The sequence below is a fragment of the Pseudomonas sp. GW821-FHT05D12 genome (assembly GCF_059419825.1).
Map to the genome: position 1 here is coordinate 32,175 of NZ_JBWKSN010000025.1, position 17,627 is coordinate 49,801.

Genomic DNA, 17,627 nt, shown 5'->3' on the forward strand with positions numbered 1-17,627 from the left:
ATGACAAAACCACGTTCGAAAAAGGCGCTGTATATCGGCCTGCCGCTGGCACTGGCCATCGGTGCCGGGGCCGGTTTCCTGGTCTGGGATCACTGGTTCAAGGGCAATGCCGGCTATCCGCTGGAGGTCATCAAGCAGGCCAATGAAATGCAGGACCGGCTGCTGTCGTTCGACAGCCATATCACCGTGCCGGTGGATTTCGGCACCGCCGGCAACGAGGCCGACAAGGACGGCAGTGGCCAGTTCGACCTGGCCAAGGCCGCACGCGGCCGCCTGTCCGGTGCCGCCCTGACGATCTTCGGCTGGCCGGAAATCTGGAACGGCCCCAACGCACCGCACAAACCCACCGACGGTTTTGTCGAAGCCGCGCGCAATGAACAGGAAGTGCGCTACAAAATCATCAGTGGCATGGTCCGCGACTACCCCAACCAGGTCGGCATCGCCTACACCCCGGACGACTTCCGGCGCCTGCATGGCGAGGGCAAGTTCGCGATCTTCATCAGCATGCTCAACGCCTACCCGCTGGGCAACGACCTCAACCAGCTGGACCTGTGGACCGCACGCGGCATGCGCATGTTCGGCTTCAGCTATGTGGGCAACAACGCCTGGTCCGACTCGTCGCGCCCGCTGCCGTTTTTCAATGACTCGGTGGATGCCCTCGACGGCCTCTCGGACATCGGCAAGCAAGCGGTGCACCGCCTGAATGACCTCGGCGTGATCATCGACGTGTCGCAGATGTCGACCAAGGCCCTGGAGCAGGTGGCGCAGTTGAGCCGTACGCCGATGGTGGCATCGCACTCGGCGCCACGCGCGGCGGTGGATATCCCGCGCAACCTCAGCGACAAGGAACTGCAACTGATCAAGCAGAGCGGCGGCGTGGTGCAGATCGTGGGTTTCTCCGCCTACCTGCGCCCGCTGAGCCAGCCGACCCAGGACAAGCTCAACGCCCTGCGCGCCCGTTTCGACCTGCCACCGCTGCCCAACCTCGCCGTGGCCTTGATGCCGGGTGACGCGATCATCGCCGCCTGGCCCGAACACAAGTTCGGCGAGTACGCCGGCGCGCTGTACGCGATCCTCGACGAAGAGCCCAAGGCCACCCTCAAGGACCTGGGTGACGCCATCGACTACACCGTGCGCAAGATCGGTATCGATCACGTCGGCCTGGCGTCGGACTTCAACGATGGCGGCGGCATCCAGGGCTGGAACAACGTCGGGGAAGTGCGCAACGTCACCGCCGAACTGATCCAGCGCGGGTATTCCGAAGCCGATATCGCCAAGCTGTGGGGAGGCAACTTCCTGCGTGTGTGGGACCAGGTCCAAAAAGCTGCCAAACCCTTGGCCAACCGCTAATCACCTAGAAGTATGTCCATGACCGACCGCCGTACTTTTCTCAAGCAGGCCGGTGTTTTCGCCGCGAGCTTGCCGCTGGGCACCGCCCTGCTCCCCCAGGCAATGGCTGCTGACAGCACGAACGACCCATGGACGGGATTCAAGCAACTGTTCAACCAGGACCCGAGCTACCTGCACTTTTCCAACTTCCTCGTGGCCTCGCACCCCAGGCCGGTGCGCGAGGCCATTGAACGTTACCGCGCACAGATCGACCGCAACCCGGGCCTGGCGATGGACTGGGACCTGCAGGAGACCTGGAAGCGCGAAGGCCAGGTCCGCGAATGGGCCGGCCGCTACCTGAAGGCCACGCCCGCGCAGATCGCCCTCACCGGGAGCACCTCCGAAGGCCTGGCGATGATCTATGGCGGGATCAAGGTGCGCGCCGACCAGGAGATCCTGACCACGGTGCACGAGCATTACGCCACCGAGTTCAGCCTGGATTTCCGGGTACGCAAGGAACAGACCCAGGTCCGCAAGATTCGCCTGTTCGACGATGCCCACCGGGTGTCCGCCGATGAAGTGCTGGGCAATATCCAACGCAATATCCGCCCCAACACCCGCGTGCTCGGCATGACCTGGGTACAGTCCGGCAGCGGTGTGAAGCTGCCCATCGGCGAGATCGGCAAGCTGGTCGAGGAACACAACCGCGAGCGTGATGACAAGGACCGTATCCTCTATATCGTCGACGGTGTGCATGGTTTTGGCGTGGAGAACCTCGATTTCCCGGACATGCACTGCGACTTCTTCATCGCCGGCACCCACAAGTGGATGTTCGGGCCGCGCGGCACCGGCCTGGTGTGCGCCCGCGACCCCGAGAACAAGTACGTGACGCCGATGGTGCCGACCTTCTCCGAGGACAAGGACTTCGCCACCATCATGACCCCTGGTGGCTACCACGCCTTCGAGCATCGCTGGGCGGCGGACGAGGCCTTCAAGCTGCACTTGCAACTGGGCAAGGCACAGGTGCAGGCGCGCATCCATGCGCTGAACAGCGAATTGAAAGATCAACTGCTAACGCACCCGAAGATCGAACTGGTTACCCCACGCAGCCCCGAGCTGTCGGCCGGCTTTACCTTCTTCCGGGTCAAGGGCCAGGACAGTGATGCCGTGGCGGCCTACATGATGAAAAACCGTGTGGTCATCGACGCGGTGGACCGCGATGTCGGCCCGGTGATCCGTACCTCCCCGGGCCTGCTCAATTCCAGCGAAGAGATCCAGCGCTTCATGACCCTGCTGAACCAGCGGGCCTGAGGCCCGCCCTTTTTCCTTTGAACGAGATGCCCACATGAATCCATCCCGACTCAAGCCCCTGGGCGCCCTGGCGCTCACCGCCCTGTGCGCCACGCTGCTGCCCAACCTGGCCCAGGCCGCCACGCCGCAACCCGGCAAAGTATTCAAGGACTGCAAGGACTGCCCGGAAATGGTGGTGCTGCCCGCCGGCACCTTCACCATGGGCACGCCGGAAGATGAAGTCGGCCGCGAGCCGGATGAAGGCCCGATGCACGACGTGACCTTCGCCAAGCCCTTCGCCATGAGCCGCTTCCATATCACCGCCGGCGAATGGGACAGCTATATCCGCCAGACCGGGGTGAAGATCGCCGATGGCGACACCCGCCCCGGCCGCGAATGTATCGCCAGCAAGCCACGCTACCCGCAGGGCCCGCGCCAGCCGGCGGTGTGCATGGACATGGACGACATCAAGCACTACGTGGCCTGGTTGTCGAAAAAGACCGGCCATCAATACCACATGGTCAGCGAAGCCCAGCGTGAATACGCTGCCCGCGCTGGCTCCACCGGGCCATTCCCCTTCCCGTTCGATGAAGGCAAGGGCTACAGCATTGCCGAGCACGCCAACACCTACGGCCCGGCAGATGGCTACAGCTATTCTTCGCCGGTGGGCAGCTATCCTCCGAATGCATTCGGCATGTACGACATGCACGGCAACGTGTACGAACGGGTTGCCGACTGCGAGCACCCCAACTACATCGGCGCGCCGACCGATGGCAGTGCATGGATGGAGCCGAACTGCGAGGGTTATCAGATTCGCGGCAATGACTGGGGCGAGGCGCCCGTGTTCTCGCGCTCGGGCAACCGCAACAACATTTTCCCGCAGACGCGCGGAGACTGGATCGGTTTTCGGGTAGTGCGCGATCTCTGACAACACAGGAGATCCAGTGTGGGAGCGGGCTTGCCCGCGAAGGCGGTGGGTCAGCCACCCTCTTCGGCGACTGACACACCGCTTTCGCGAGCAAGCCCGCTCCCACAGTTTTGATCGGTGTTCGGGCTGGAGGCCGAGGTGCTGCACGGCATTTGAGCTGAAGGCACAACTCGGCTCCAACCTTGAAATACACCCCAAATGTGGGAGCGGGCTTGCTCGCGAAGACGGTAGATCAGCCACCCTCTTCAGTGACTGACACACCGCTTTCGCGGGCAAGCCCGCTCCCACAGTTTTGATCGCTGTTTGGGCTGGGATTCGGGGTGCTGCACGGCATTTGAGCTGAAGGCACAACTCGGCTCCAACCTTGAAATACACCCCCAAATGTGGGAGCGGGCTTGCTCGCGAAGGCGGTGGGTCAGCCACCCTCTTCGGCGACTGGCACACCGCTTTCGCGAGCAAGCCCGCTCCCACAGTTTTGATCGGTGTTAGGGCTGACGGCCGAGGTGCTGCACTGGCATTGGCGGGCGGCAAACCCAATCCAGCCTTGGAATACATGTCAAATGTGGGAGCGGGCTTGCTCGCGAAGGCGGTGGATCAGCCACCCTCTTCAGCGACTGACACGCCGCCTTTGCGAGCAAGCCCGCTCCCACAGTTGGCACCGTGTTCGCTTTAGATACCCTTCTGCGCCAACAACTCCAACCCTTCATGCAACGCCGGGAACAGGCTGTTGTTGAAGTTGTTCCAGCGCAGTTCGAGGATGGTGTCGTCCGGCGCAATCTCGGTCTTGAGCACGTCGTGGAACACTTCGCCGGAGTCGATGCCATTGTCGACGTAGTGGAACGACGCACCCGTCAGGTACAGCGGCTCGGACGGGGTGGTGGCCTTGGTGACCCAGTCCGTGACAGTCAACCCACGTGCACCGTACAGCGCATTCCAGGTGGCGTAGGCGCCACGGCGCTCGTACGGCGACTCGATGCGGGTAATCCCCGGATGAATGTTCATGATTCGACGCGCAAACGGCGCACCCGGGCGCACCAGTTCATCGAGGATCACCAGCAGCCCATCGAGCACCACGATATCGGCCTTGAGCTCCACCAGGGTGTCATGCAGGCGACGTTCGAAATCCTGCTTGCCGGCGATGTGCTCGGCGCTGCCGCGTGGCAGGCGGCGGTAGGTGGACGGCACGCTCAGCAGCAGATCGTTGACCAGGCGCCCCTGCACCCGCAGTTCGGCCGGGTACAGCCACTGGCGGCCCGGCTGGTAGGCAAAGCCGTAGTCGCTGACCAGCTGCTGGTCACGCGGGTTCTGCTCGTCATCGTCATACACCACGCCTACCAGGTTGTAGGCCTCGCCCAGCGGCGTGTCGTTGAGCGACCCCACCAGAAACTCCAGCACCGACTTCATGTAGCGCTCATGGTCCTTGTAGGCCACAGGCTGCCCGGCCTTGTCGGCGGCGGCATTGCGCAGGGACCACACGTACACCAGATTCTTTTTCGTCATTGTTTCGCTCTCGCTGGATAGATCAGGCACGCGCCCATACGCGTGCGCCTACCCAACAAGAACGAACCAGGCGCCGGGCAATTTATCCGCCGCCGTCACCGCCGGGCACGCCGAGCTAAATAGTCGCGCCAATCCTTCGTTTGTCATGGGTAAGGGTCTGTGTGCCCAGCCCCCTCTATTCACTTTCCGGGAAGTACTTATGACCGACCCCAAGCGCGGCGCCTTCAAGGGTTTGCTCGCATTGCTCAGGCCTTTTCGCACCATCGTGACGGTCTCCGTCGCCCTGGGCATGGCCGGCGGCCTGGCCATCACGTTGCTGCTGGCGACCATCAATAACGCCCTGCACTCCGCCACCGGCATGACGCACGGCGTGATTCTGACGTTTGCCGCGCTGTGCCTGCTGGCGCTGACCAGCTCGATTGTCTCGGATATCGGCACCAACTACGTCGGCCAACGCATCATTGCCGCGCTGCGTAAGGACCTCGGCGAGAAGGTGCTGTCGGCGCCCATCGAGCAGATCGAACAGTACCGCTCGCACCGGCTGATTCCGGTATTGACCCATGACGTCGACACCATCAGCGATTTTTCCTTCGCCTTCACCCCGCTGGCCATCGCGACCACCGTGACCCTGGGCTGCCTGGGCTACCTGGCGTACCTGTCGGTGCCGATGTTCCTGATGATGGTCGTGGCAATCATCATCGGCAGCAGCGTGCAATTCATCGCCGGCGCCAAGGGCATCCGTGGCTTCGACGAAGCCCGCGACCAGGAAGACGAACTGCAACGCTACTATTCGGCGATCGCCTCGGGTGCCAAGGAGCTGCGCATCCACCGGCCACGGCGCTACCGCATGAACACCCACCGCATCCAGGAGACCGCCGACCGCATCAGCGATATCCAGGTGCGCTCGGTGAACATTTATATCGTCGCCAAGACCTTTGGCTCGATGCTGTTCTTCGTGGTCATCGGCCTGGCCCTGGCGATGCAGGCCTACAACCCCAACCCGGACCCTGCGGTGATCACCGGCTTCGTGCTGGTGCTGCTGTACATGAAAGGCCCGCTGGAACATGTGGTGGGTTACCTGCCGATCATCGGCAAGGCGCGCATTGCGTTTGCGCGGATCACCGAACTGTCCGAGCGCTTCTCGTCCCCCGAGCCCCACTTGTTGATGGACGGCAGCGAAGCCCCGACTCCGGTGGTCAACAGCCTTGAGCTGCGCGGTGTGACCTACAGCCCGCCGCCGGTGGAAGGTAGCCAGCCGTTTCACCTGGGGCCGATCAACCTGAGCATCAAGCAGGGCGATATCGTATTTATCGTCGGCGAAAACGGCTGCGGCAAGACCACCCTGATCAAGCTGTTGCTCGGCCTCTACCAGCCCCAGGCCGGCGAAATCCGCCTGAACGGCGAAACGCTGACCGCTGCAGCACGCGACGACTACCGCCAGTTGTTCACCACGGTATTCGCCGACTACTACCTGTTCGATGACCTGGTCCAGGGCAGCGCCACCCAGTCGCTGGACAGCGCCGCCAAGTACCTGGAACGCCTGGAAATCGCGCACAAGGTCAGCGTCAAGGACGGCGTGTTCAGCACCACCGACCTCTCCACCGGCCAGCGCAAGCGCCTGGCACTGGTGAATGCCTGGCTGGAAGAACGTCCGGTGCTGGTGTTCGACGAGTGGGCGGCCGACCAGGATCCGGCGTTCCGCCGCGTGTTCTACACCGAGCTGCTGCCGGACCTCAAGCGCCTGGGCAAGACCATCATCGTGATCAGCCATGACGATCGTTATTTCGATATCGCCGATCAGTTGGTGCGGCTGCGTGCGGGCCAGGTGGTGCACGAAATGGCGCCGGCCTGAAAATTCTTTTCCGGTTTCTGCAGTTAGGAACGTCTCACTAGTGGTAATGAGAATTGAACTCAATAAACACCTATAAACTGCCAACCTCAAAACACAGAAGAGAACGCATCCATGTCAGTACGACTCGGTCTCAGCCCCCTGAGCAAAGCGCTATCAATGCGACGGGCACTGAACTTCAACCTCAAGCCTTGCGCGCTTGCCCTCGCGGTGTCCTTGCCCATGGCCAGTTATGTGCAGGCCCAGGAGATCGAGATCGACATTCCCGCACAGCCGTTGGGGACGGCGCTGCAGGAATTTGGTCGCCAGACCAACCTGCAGGTGTTGTACAGCCCGACAGATGTGCAAGGCAAGAACAGCACCGCGGTCAAGGGCAAGCAGGATCCCAACAAGGCCATCGCCACCCTGCTCAAGGGCGCCGGCGTCAGTTATGGCCAGCAAGGCAACACGATCACCATCAGCGCGGTCGCGTCTTCGGGGCTGGAGCTGGGGACCACGCAGGTCACTGCCAACCAGTTGGGCACCGTGACAGAAGGCACTGGTTCGTATACCCCGGGGACCATCGCCACCGCGACGCGCCTGGTGCTGACGCCACGGGAAACGCCGCAGTCGATTTCGGTGGTGACGCGGCAGGTGATGGATGATTTCGGGCTCAACGCTATCGATGACGTGATGCGCCACACCCCGGGTATCACCGTGTCGACCTATGACACCGAGCGCACCAACTACTATTCCCGTGGTTTCTCTATCGTCAACTTCCAATACGACGGTATTCCGACCCTGCGTGACGCCCAATACTCGGCCGGCCAGACCCTGACCGACATGGCGATCTACGACCGCGTCGAGGTGCTCAAGGGCGCCACCGGCCTGCTCACCGGCGCCGGCGGCCCGGGCGGTACCATCAACCTGATCCGCAAAAAGCCGACCTCCGAGTTCAAGAGCAGCATCGAGCTGGGCGCCGGCTCCTGGGATAACTATCGCTCCCAGGTCGACGTCAGCGGCCCACTGACCGAAACCGGTAACGTGCGTGGCCGTGCCGTTGCGGCCTATCAGGACAAACACTCGTTCCTCGACCACTATTCGCGCAAGACAGGTGTGTTTTACGGCATCCTCGAATTCGACCTGGACGAAAATACCCTGCTGACCGTTGGCGCCGACTACCAGGACAGCGACCCGAAAGGCTCCAGCTGGACCGGAACGCGCACCATCTTTGACGCTACCGGCAACAAGCTGGACCTGCCGCGTTCGTTCAACAACGGCCCAAAATGGGGCTCATGGGAGCAGTACAGCCGCACTGCGTTCGCCACCCTGGAACATACGTTCGACAATGGCTGGGTCACCAAGGGCCAGTACAACCACCAGATCAACGGCTATAACGCGCCCCTGGGCTACATTTCCCAGGATTCCGCCACGGCCAGCTCCATTTATGCGCGCAAATACGTCGGCGACACCACCAGCGACAGCCTCGATGTGTACGCCTCGGGGCCATTCGAGCTGTTCGGCCGCGAACACGAACTGGTGATCGGCCAGTCCCTTTCCATCTCCAAATGGAAAGCCAAGGACTACACCGCGACCACCTACTTCAACAACTCCTATGACTTCTACAACTGGCACGGCCAGGCCATAGAGCCGCTGTGGACTGCCACCAAGATCAATGACGAAACCACCCGCCAGACCGGTACCTATGTGACTGGCCGTTTCAGCCTGACGGATGAGCTGCACCTGTTACTCGGCTCACGTATCGCCAACTACCAGGTCACCGGTACCAGCGACACCCAGGAAAGCGGCAAGGTAGTGCCCTATGCCGGCTTGACGTATGACCTGAACGACAACTTCACCGCGTATGCCAGCTACACAGAAATCTTCCAGCCACAAACCCAGTACCGTACACGTACCCGTACCATGCTCGACCCGAACGAAGGCAAGAACTATGAGCTGGGCCTCAAGGGTGAATTCTTCGAAGGCCGCCTGAACTCCAGCCTCGCTTACTTCGAAGTGCACGAAGAAAACCGTCCCCTTGCCGATACCGCCTGGAACTCCCAGCCAGGCGTCGACTACTCGTACATCGGCACCAAGACCAAGACCAAGGGCTACGAAGCGGAAATCTCCGGCGAACTCGCCCGAGGCTGGCAACTGCAAGCGGGCTACACCCACAAGATCGCCCGCGATGACGATGGCAAGAAGGTTGCCACCTGGGAACCGGAAGATCAGGTGAGCTTCTATACCACCTACAAACTGCAGGGCAACCTGGACAAGCTCACCATTGGTGGCGGCGCACGCTGGCAGAGCGCCGGCTGGCAGACCGTCAACAACTGGGGCTACCCCGGTGGCGGCCGCTCCGAGAAGTTCACCCAGGACCCGTACTGGCTGGTTGACTTAATGACCCGTTACCAAGTGACCGAAAACCTCTCGGCGACCCTCAACGTCAACAACCTGTTCGACAAACACTACTACACCAACATCGGTTTCTATGACTCAGCCTACCCTGGCGATCCACGCAACGTAATGGTCACCACACGCTGGGACTTCTAAGCCCCCTCAAAAAAGCCCCTGATCACGTGATCAGGGGCTTTTTTGTACCCTTTTGCGCGTGCCTGGGTGAATGCGGTGCCTGGGTGTTTTTCGCCGGCAAGCCTGCTCCTACGAAAGAGGCGTGTACCCGAAGGAGCCGGCTTGCCGGCGAAGGGGACACCAGATAGCAAAACGCCCCTGGTCATCACTGGCCAGGGGCGTCTGTTACCGCAACCGCTTACTCCATTGCCGAGACAAAACTGCTGATGAACTCGGCGTTGTCCACAATCCGATGGTGTGTCGTGTCGATCACCACCGAACGCTGGATGCCTGACTGGCCAATCACTTCGCGCATGCCTGTCTCAATCAGCGCCTGGTGAATACCGCCTTCGCTCAGGGCGGCCCACCAGCAATTGACCGGAGCCTTGATCGCACGGTAGTCGGCGTCTTGCAGGCGCTCGTCCAGCACCTGCTTGAGCGCCCAGGAACGCTCGGTCTCGCCGCCGATTTGCAACTCATCCTTGAGTACGCGGAAGCTGTCGCCCAGGGTCAGTTCGGCCCACTCGGACACACGTTGCCACTGCTCATCCTGCTCGCCGGCAGCCATATGCCAGACGTTGCGGATCTGCTCGGCATACGCCGGGAACATCACTGCCAACAAATCCACGCGGCGTTCGGCGGCGGAAATCACTCGTTCGTCCACCCGCGCGCCCTCTTGCCAGAATGCGGTAAAGCGCGCAGGCGGCGGCGCGTCGATCCAGCCCAGCAATTCCACGGTCCGGCCAGCTTGTTCCAGGCGGTACGCCACCTCCATCGCCAGGTTGCCTCCCAGTGACCAGCCGCCCAGACGGAAGGCGCCGTGGGGCTGGGCCAGCAACAGCTGTTGGGTGTAGTCCTCGACCATCTGCGCCCAGGTCGGCACCTCAACGCCCTCTTCCACCAGGGTCCGACAAATCACACCCAACACCGGACGCTGCTCACGCAATGCCAGGGCGATAGCCTTGTAACAATGCACCGAGCCAAAGCTTGGGTGGAACAGGTACAGCGGCGTGCCCTGGGTCTGGCTGTTGAGCCTGACGATCAACGAGCCACCGACATCCCCCTCGATACAGCGCGCCTGGCCTGCGATAGTCGGGTGCAGCATCAGTTGATTGACTGCGAGCGTGACACCGCAGGCCTTGTGGATGCGGTCCTTGAGCAACAACACCAGCAACGAGTGGCCGCCCAGCTCGAAGAAGTTGTCGTGCAACCCCACACGCTCCACCTCCAGCACTTGCGCCCACACGGCGGCAAGCTGCTGTTCCAGTCCGGTCTGTGGTGCAACGTAATCGCGGTCGCTTGCTTGCGGTCTGGGCAGTGCCTTGCGATCTAGCTTGCCGTTGGGGCTCAGGGGCATCTTTTCCAGCACTACCCATTGCGCCGGGACCATATAGTCCGGCACGTGACTGGCCAGATAGGCGCTCAAACGCTCGCGCCAATCGTCGCCGGCCTGTTGCAGCACCAGGTAACCCACCAGATGCTTGCCACCGACCGCCAGCACGGTGGCCTCACGCACAACCGGGTGTTCAAGCAGGCGGGCTTCGATTTCTCCCAGCTCGATACGCAAACCGCGCAGCTTGACCTGATGATCAAGACGGCCCAGGTATTCAATGACGCCATTTGCACGCTGGCGCACGCGATCGCCAGTGCGATACAGGCGCGCACCGTTGTGGAACGGACAAGGAACGAAACGTTCGGCGGTCAGCGCCGGACGGCGGTGATAACTGCGTGCCAGGCCCGCGCCGCCAAGATACAGCTCCCCAGCGACGCCGACCGGCACGGGTGCCAAGTCGGCGTCCAACACATAAGTGCGCAGGTTGGCGATTGGCTCACCAATCGGCACCGTGTCGCGGCCTTCGTCGCGGCAGGTCCAGTGGGTCACGTCGATGGCTGCTTCGGTCGGGCCATACAGGTTATACAGGTCGGCGTGCGGCAATTTGGCGAAGACTTGCTGCTGGGCATCCACGGGCAGTGCCTCGCCGCTGCACACAATGCGCTGCAGGCTGTGACAGCTGGCAACCGCCGAATCCTGGAGGAACGCTTGCAACATCGAGGGCACGAAGTGCAATGTGGTGATCCGCTGCGCATTGATCAGCGCGACCAGCTTTTGCGGATCGCGGTGATCCCCCGGCGCGGCGACGACAAGCCGCGAGCCAGTCATCAGTGGCCAGAAGAACTCCCATACCGACACGTCGAAACTGAACGGCGTTTTTTGCAGCACGCTGTCGCGGGCATTCAAGCCGTAGGCTTCCTGCATCCAGCACAGCCGGTTGGTCAGTGCCGAATGACGGTTGCCGGCGCCTTTGGGCTGACCCGTGGAACCAGAGGTGTAGATCACGTAGGCGAGGTTTTCGCCGTGCAAAACGATGCCTGGGTTCTCTTCGCTATAGCGTTCGAACGCAGATCCGCCCAGCACCAGGGTTTCCAAACCGGATGGAATCGGTAACTGGTCCAGCAAATGCGCCTGGGTCAGCAACAGTTTCACACCGCTGTCTTCCAGCATATACGCCAGCCGCTCACGCGGGTATTCAGGGTCCAGCGGCACATAGGCACCGCCAGCCTTGAGTACTGCCAACAAGCCGATGACCATTTCGATGGAGCGCTCAACCGCCAGCCCCACCAGCACATCCGGGCCCACACCGGCTTCCATCAAGCGATGGGCGAGTCGGTTGGCGCGGTGGTTCAACTCGGCGTAGTCCAGGCACTGTTGACCAAACACCAGGGCAGGCGCATCCGGTGTGCGGACGACCTGTTCTTCGATCAACTGATGCACGCAACGTTGCAATGGGTATTCTCGCGCGGTGGAATTCCAATCGTGAACGGCTGCTTGCCGCTCCTGAGGTTCCAGCAGCGGCAACTGGCCGATACGCTGCTGGGCATCGCGGGTCATGCCATTGAGCAGGTTCAGCCAATGGGCCGCCATCCGCGCCAATGTGGCAAGCTCGAACAGGTCCGTGGCGTAAGTCAGCGAGGCGGCAAGCCCCTCGGGGGACTCGTGGGTATTGAGGCTCAGGTCAAACTGAGCGGTATGATTTTCCCACTCCAGGCCACTGACGTGCAGGCCGGGTAATTGCTCATCTTCATCGCGGCCACTGGGTTGGGTCTGATGATTGAACAGCACCTGGAACAACGGGTTGAAACTCAGGTTGCGCTCAGGCTGCAAGGCTTCCACCAACTGCTCGAAGGGCAAGTCCTGATGGGCCTGGGCGTCCAGCGCACGCTGTTTGACCTGGGCGAGCAACTGAGCAACCGTCTGTTGGCCATCGATATCGGCCTTGGCCACCTGGGTGTTGACGAAAAAGCCGATCAGCCGTTCGGTTTCCACGCGGTTGCGGTTGGCCACGGGCACGCCCACGCGGATATCCGACTGACCGCTGTAGCGATGCAAGAGGGCCTGGAACGACGCCAGCAGTAACATGAACAGCGTCACGTCCTCGCGCTGGGCCAGCGCGCGCAGCTCCGTCACCAGGGCGGGCGGCACTTGGATGTCCAGGCTCGCGCCGCGATGACTTTGCTGACTCGGGCGGGCGTGATCCAGCGGCAGCTCCAGTACCGGTTGTTCACCGCCGAGCAGGCCGCGCCAGTACTCCAACTGGCGGGTCTTCTCGCCCGCCTCCATCCACTGGCGCTGCCAAACTGCATAGTCAGCGTACTGGATCGGCAACGCTGGCAATTGCGGCGCCTGGCCCAGGCTGAAAGCGGCGTACAGCTGCACCAACTCATCGACCATGACCTGCATCGACCAGCCATCGGAAACGATGTGATGCTGCACCAGCACCAGCACATGATCGTCCTCGGCCACACGCAGCAGGCTCGCCCGCATCAACGGCCCCTGAGTCAGGTCGAAAGGCCGCGCGATCTGCGACTCCACTTCGGTACGGATCGCGGATGCGCAGATGTCGACCCGGACGACCTCAACGCTGGCCTGCTCGGCGATCACCTGCACAGCACGCTCACCGTCCTGCTGAAGGTAAGTCCGCAGGTTTTCGTGACGCGCTACCAGGGTGTCAAAACTGCGCTGCAGGGTCGACAGGTCAAGGCGCCCTTTCAGGCGCAGAGCGCTCGGCACATGGTAGGCGGCGCTACGCGGGTCCAGTTGCCAGAGGAACCATTGGCGCTCCTGGGCATAGGACAGCGGCAAGGGCTGATCGCGTCCGACCGCAACCAACGCCGGTGCCAGTGGCATGCCGCTGTCGGTCGAAAGCGCAGCGACAAACCCTTGCAGACGCGGTTGTTCGAACAGGCTTCGCAGCGCCACTTCCCTGCCCAACAGGTTGCGCAGGCGTGAAATGACCTGCATCGCCAACAGCGAGTGGCCGCCCATCTCAAAAAAGTGATCGGTCAACCCGACCCGCTCGGCGCCAAGGATATCGGCCCATACCGCTGCAACCTGTTGCTCCAGCTCAGTCACTGGGGCAACCCAGGCCTGCTGCGATTGGCTGGCGTCGGGTTTTGGCAACGCATGGCGATCCATCTTGCCATTGGGGTTCAGCGGCATGCGGTCGAGGAAAATCAGGTGCGCAGGCACCATGTAATCCGGCAGTTGTTCGCGCATGGCATTTTTGAGTGTTTCACCGTCTTGCTGCTCGGCGACCACATAAGCGACCAGTTGATTATCAGCGGCCAACACCAGCGTTTCACGTACGCCGTCCTGGGCCAGCAGCAATGCTTCGATTTCCCCCAATTCAATGCGGAAACCCCGAATCTTCACTTGATGGTCCACGCGGCCGACGTACTCAATCACACCATCGGCCCGGTACCGCGCCAGGTCGCCGGTGCGGTACAGGCGCTCGCCGGTTTCACCAAACGGATCCGGCACAAAACGCTCGGCGGTGAGCAATGCGCGGTTCATATAGGCACGCGCCAAGCCGCAGCTGCTGCCGATATACAGCTCGCCCACGGCGCCCAGCGGTGCCAGGTTCAAGTCGCGGTCCAGCACATACAGCGCACGACCTGGCAGCGAACGGCCAATCGGGCTGGCGGTGGCGCCAATCAGCTCGGAGCCTGCCGTGCAATCCAACACGCTCGACACAACGGTGGCTTCCGTAGGGCCGTAGGTATTGAGCAAGCGGACATGGCCAAGCCCGGCCTTGAGCCACTGCGCCGGACCGTCCAGCGGCATGGCTTCACCGCCGATATGGACTTGGCGCAGTGCGCCATAGGTGCGCGGGCCCGCGGCCAGGCAGTCGAGCAGGAACAGGTTCCAATAGGCGGTTGGCAAGTCGGCCAGGGTGATGCCCTGGGCAATGATTTCGTCGTACAGCCGGGCGCTGTCCCACAAATCCGGGCCACGCAGGACAACCTTGGCTCCATGGGTCAGCGCCGGGTACAGCTGCTCGACGAAACCATCGAAATTCAGGGTGGCGAATTGCAGCACGCAATCATCCTGAGTTAGTCGCGAGTAACCTGCCGCAATACTCGAGAATTCGGTGAGTGCCGCGTGGTTGATCGCCACGCCTTTGGGCTTGCCGGTAGAACCGGAGGTGTAGATCACATAGGCGAGATTTTGCGGGTCGACCGTTACCTGCGGATTGGTCCCAGGGTATGGAGTCAGGTCCGCATCACTCAGGTCCAGCGTCGCCATACCTTCGGGCAACGACATGTCGATATGTGATTGGATCAGCACCAGCCGCACGCCGCTGTCTTCGAGCATATGTAACAGGCGCTCGCGTGGGTATTGCGGGTCCAGAGGCACATAGGCGCCGCCTGCCTTGAGCACGGCCAGCAGGCTGACCACCATCTCGAACGAGCGCTCCACCGCGACGCCCACCAGCACTTCCGGGCCGACACCCTGGGCGATCAGCGCATGGGCCAAACGGTTGGCCTGAAGATTCAACTCGCCATAACGCATGGACCGCGCCCCCAGGCACAGCGCTACCGCATCCGGGCGCCGTTGCGCCTGATGCTCGAACAAGTGCTGCACGCCCTGTTGAATCGCACATGCGGGGGCGGCGCTGTTCCATTCCTGCAGTAAGTGCAACTGCTCCTGGTGATCGAGCAGCGCCAGTTCGCCGATGGGCTGCATGGCATCCCGCGCCACACCTTCCAGCAGGTTCTGCCAATGCTGCGCCAGACGCGCAATGGTGGCGGCCTCAAACAGATCGGTGGCATAGGTCAGCGACGCCCAAAGACCGTCACTCGACTCCTGGGTATCCAGGCTCAAGTCGAAATGCGCGGTATGGCTGTCCCACGTCAGCCCTTCCACCCGCAAGCCGGGCAGTTGTTCCCCACGTGGTACACGTGCCTCTGACTGGTGGTTGAACATCACCTGGAACAGCGGATTGTGGCTGAGGCTGCGTTCCGGCTGCAGCACTTCCACCAGTTGCTCGAACGGCAAATCCTGATTCGCCTGGGCATCGAGGGCGCGACGCTTGACCTGCTGCAACAGCTGGGCAAAGGTCATCTGCCCGTCGATATCAACTTTGAGTACCTGGGTGTTGACGAAGAAACCGATCAGCCGCTCGATTTCCGCACGATTGCGGTTGGCAATCGGCACGCCGACGCGGATATCCGACTGGCCGCTGTAGCGATGCAGCAAGGTCTGGAACGACGCCAGCAACAGCATGAACAACGTCACGCCCTCGCGCTGCGCCAACGCCTTGAGGCCCGTAACAAGACCGCTATCCAAACCGACTTCCAGCAAAGCACCCCGGTAGCTCTGCACCGCCGGGCGCGGATGATCCAGCGGCAACTCCAGCACCGGCTGTTCGCCGCCTAACAGTTCACGCCAGTAGCCCAATTGGCGCTGCTGCTCGCCGGCGTCCATCCAACCACGCTGCCACGCCGCATAATCGGCGTATTGCAGCGCGATCGCCGGTAGTTGCGCCGGCCTGCCCTGGCTGAACCCCGCGTAGAGTTGCACCAGCTCATCTACCATGACTTGCATCGACCAGCCATCGGACACGATATGATGCTGGACCAGTACCAGCACATGTTCCTGCTCACTCAGTTGCAGCAACTTCACCCGCAGCAACGGGCCCTGGCGCAAATCGAAAGGCCGGGCGATTTCCGCTTCGACCCGTGCCTGCACCTGTTGTGCAGACGCACCTTCCAACCGGGCAAAATCCAGCTGCAATGTGGCGATTGGCAGGATGTGCTGCAGCGTGTGCTCGCCGTCCGTGACAAACACAGTGCGCAAGGCTTCATGGCGCGCGAGCAAGACGTCAAAACTGCGCTGCAGAGCCGAGCGATCCAGCTGCCCGCTCAGGCGCAACGCATTGGGCACATGGTAGGCCGCGCTCTCGGGCTCCAATTGCCAGAGAAACCACTGACGCTCCTGGGCGTAGGACAACGCCAGCGGTCGGGCACGGGAGACTGCCACCATCGACGGTACCAGCAAGGTGTTATCCAGCGCCTGCAACGCCAGTACAAAGCCTTCCAACTGCGGCTGTTCGAACAGGGTGCGCAGGGCTACTTCACGCGCCAGTAACTGACGCAGGCGGGAAATGACCTGCATGGCCAGCAGTGAATGGCCACCCAGTTCAAAGAAGTGATCGGTGAGGCCGATCCGCTCGACACCGAGGACTTCGGCCCAGATGGCCGCTACCTGCTGCTGCAAAGGGGTAACCGGCTCGACAAATACACCTTGGGACTGGGTAACGTCCGGCTGCGGCAAGCCTTTTCGATCGAGCTTGCCGTTGGGGGTCAGCGGCATCTGCGCCAGGAACATGAAGTGCGTCGGCACCATGTAATCCGGCAGGTGGGTTTTCAGGGCGCGGCGCAAGGTCTCGCGAAACTCGGTTTCGTTGGTCAGCGGGCCATCGGCCGGAACCACATACGCGACCAGTTGCTTGCCGGTCGGGCCTTCGTGGGCCACCACGACGGTTTCACCGACGTTGTCCTGCTCACGCAAGCGCGCTTCGATTTCGCCCAGTTCGATCCGGAAACCGCGGATTTTCACTTGATGGTCGACGCGACCGAGGTAGTCCACCACGCCATCCGGACGCCCGCGGGTCAGGTCGCCGCTGCGATACACGCGGCTGCCCGGCTTGCCGAATGGGTCCGGCACGAAGCGCTCGGCGGTCAGTGCTGGACGCTCCAGATAACCGCGCGCCACGCCCTCCCCACCCAGGTACAGCTCGCCGGCGACACCGACCGGCTGCAGGTTGAGCTGCGCGTCGAGCACGTAGCCGCTGCGATTGCCCAGCAAGGTGCCAATCGGTGCGTAGACGGCGCCGCACG

The 17,627-nt window shown here is 62.1% G+C and carries 7 protein-coding genes; 5 read left to right on the top strand and 2 right to left on the bottom strand.

The features are described from left to right. The 3 genes from pvdM to pvdO are packed head-to-tail and all read left to right on the top strand — an operon-like array spanning position 1 to position 3,547. On the top strand, positions 1 to 1,350 hold the full coding sequence (pvdM, locus tag AC07SI_RS29695; protein WP_065910363.1) for a pyoverdine-tailoring dipeptidase-like protein PvdM: 1,350 nt from the start codon (positions 1 to 3) through the stop codon (positions 1,348 to 1,350). 18 nt (positions 1,351 to 1,368) lie between these two features. Continuing rightward, a complete protein-coding gene (gene pvdN / locus AC07SI_RS29700) occupies positions 1,369 to 2,640 on the top strand; it encodes a pyoverdine-tailoring periplasmic protein PvdN (protein WP_495007075.1) in 1,272 nt (423 codons plus the stop codon). 34 nt (positions 2,641 to 2,674) lie between these two features. Then, on the top strand, positions 2,675 to 3,547 hold the full coding sequence (gene pvdO, locus AC07SI_RS29705) for a dihydropyoverdine dehydrogenase (protein WP_106804290.1): 873 nt from the start codon (positions 2,675 to 2,677) through the stop codon (positions 3,545 to 3,547). 669 nt (positions 3,548 to 4,216) lie between these two features. Here the strand turns inward: pvdO and AC07SI_RS29710 are convergent. Continuing rightward, positions 4,217 to 5,047: a N(5)-hydroxyornithine transformylase PvdF gene (locus AC07SI_RS29710; RefSeq protein ID WP_495007076.1), complete on the bottom strand. Its 831-nt coding sequence runs from the start codon at positions 5,045 to 5,047 to the stop codon at positions 4,217 to 4,219. A gap of 199 nt (positions 5,048 to 5,246) precedes the next feature. On the opposite strand from AC07SI_RS29710, the gene AC07SI_RS29715 reads away from it, so the two are divergent. Continuing rightward, positions 5,247 to 6,899: a cyclic peptide export ABC transporter gene (locus AC07SI_RS29715; RefSeq protein ID WP_495007077.1), complete on the top strand. Its 1,653-nt coding sequence runs from the start codon at positions 5,247 to 5,249 to the stop codon at positions 6,897 to 6,899. 156 nt (positions 6,900 to 7,055) lie between these two features. Next, the gene (locus AC07SI_RS29720) at positions 7,056 to 9,428 is read left to right on the top strand and encodes a TonB-dependent siderophore receptor (RefSeq protein ID WP_495007078.1); all 2,373 of its coding nucleotides are present in this window, start codon (positions 7,056 to 7,058) and stop codon (positions 9,426 to 9,428) included. A gap of 217 nt (positions 9,429 to 9,645) precedes the next feature. On the opposite strand, the gene AC07SI_RS29725 is transcribed toward AC07SI_RS29720, so the two are convergent. Then, positions 9,646 to 17,627 (bottom strand): amino acid adenylation domain-containing protein (locus AC07SI_RS29725; RefSeq protein ID WP_495007079.1); only part of this gene is annotated, 7,982 nt, incomplete at its 5' end.

What these genes read in the sequence shown, in the direction of transcription:
- AC07SI_RS29715 (WP_495007077.1), top strand. Translation starts at nt 5,247, where the DNA reads ATGACCGACCCCAAGCGCGGCGCCTTCAAGGGTTTGCTCGCATTGCTC.
- AC07SI_RS29710 (WP_495007076.1), bottom strand. Translation starts at nt 5,047, where the DNA reads ATGACGAAAAAGAATCTGGTGTACGTGTGGTCCCTGCGCAATGCCGCC.
- pvdM (WP_065910363.1), top strand. Translation starts at nt 1, where the DNA reads ATGACAAAACCACGTTCGAAAAAGGCGCTGTATATCGGCCTGCCGCTG.
- pvdO (WP_106804290.1), top strand. Translation starts at nt 2,675, where the DNA reads ATGAATCCATCCCGACTCAAGCCCCTGGGCGCCCTGGCGCTCACCGCC.
- pvdN (WP_495007075.1), top strand. Translation starts at nt 1,369, where the DNA reads ATGACCGACCGCCGTACTTTTCTCAAGCAGGCCGGTGTTTTCGCCGCG.
- AC07SI_RS29720 (WP_495007078.1), top strand. Translation starts at nt 7,056, where the DNA reads ATGCGACGGGCACTGAACTTCAACCTCAAGCCTTGCGCGCTTGCCCTC.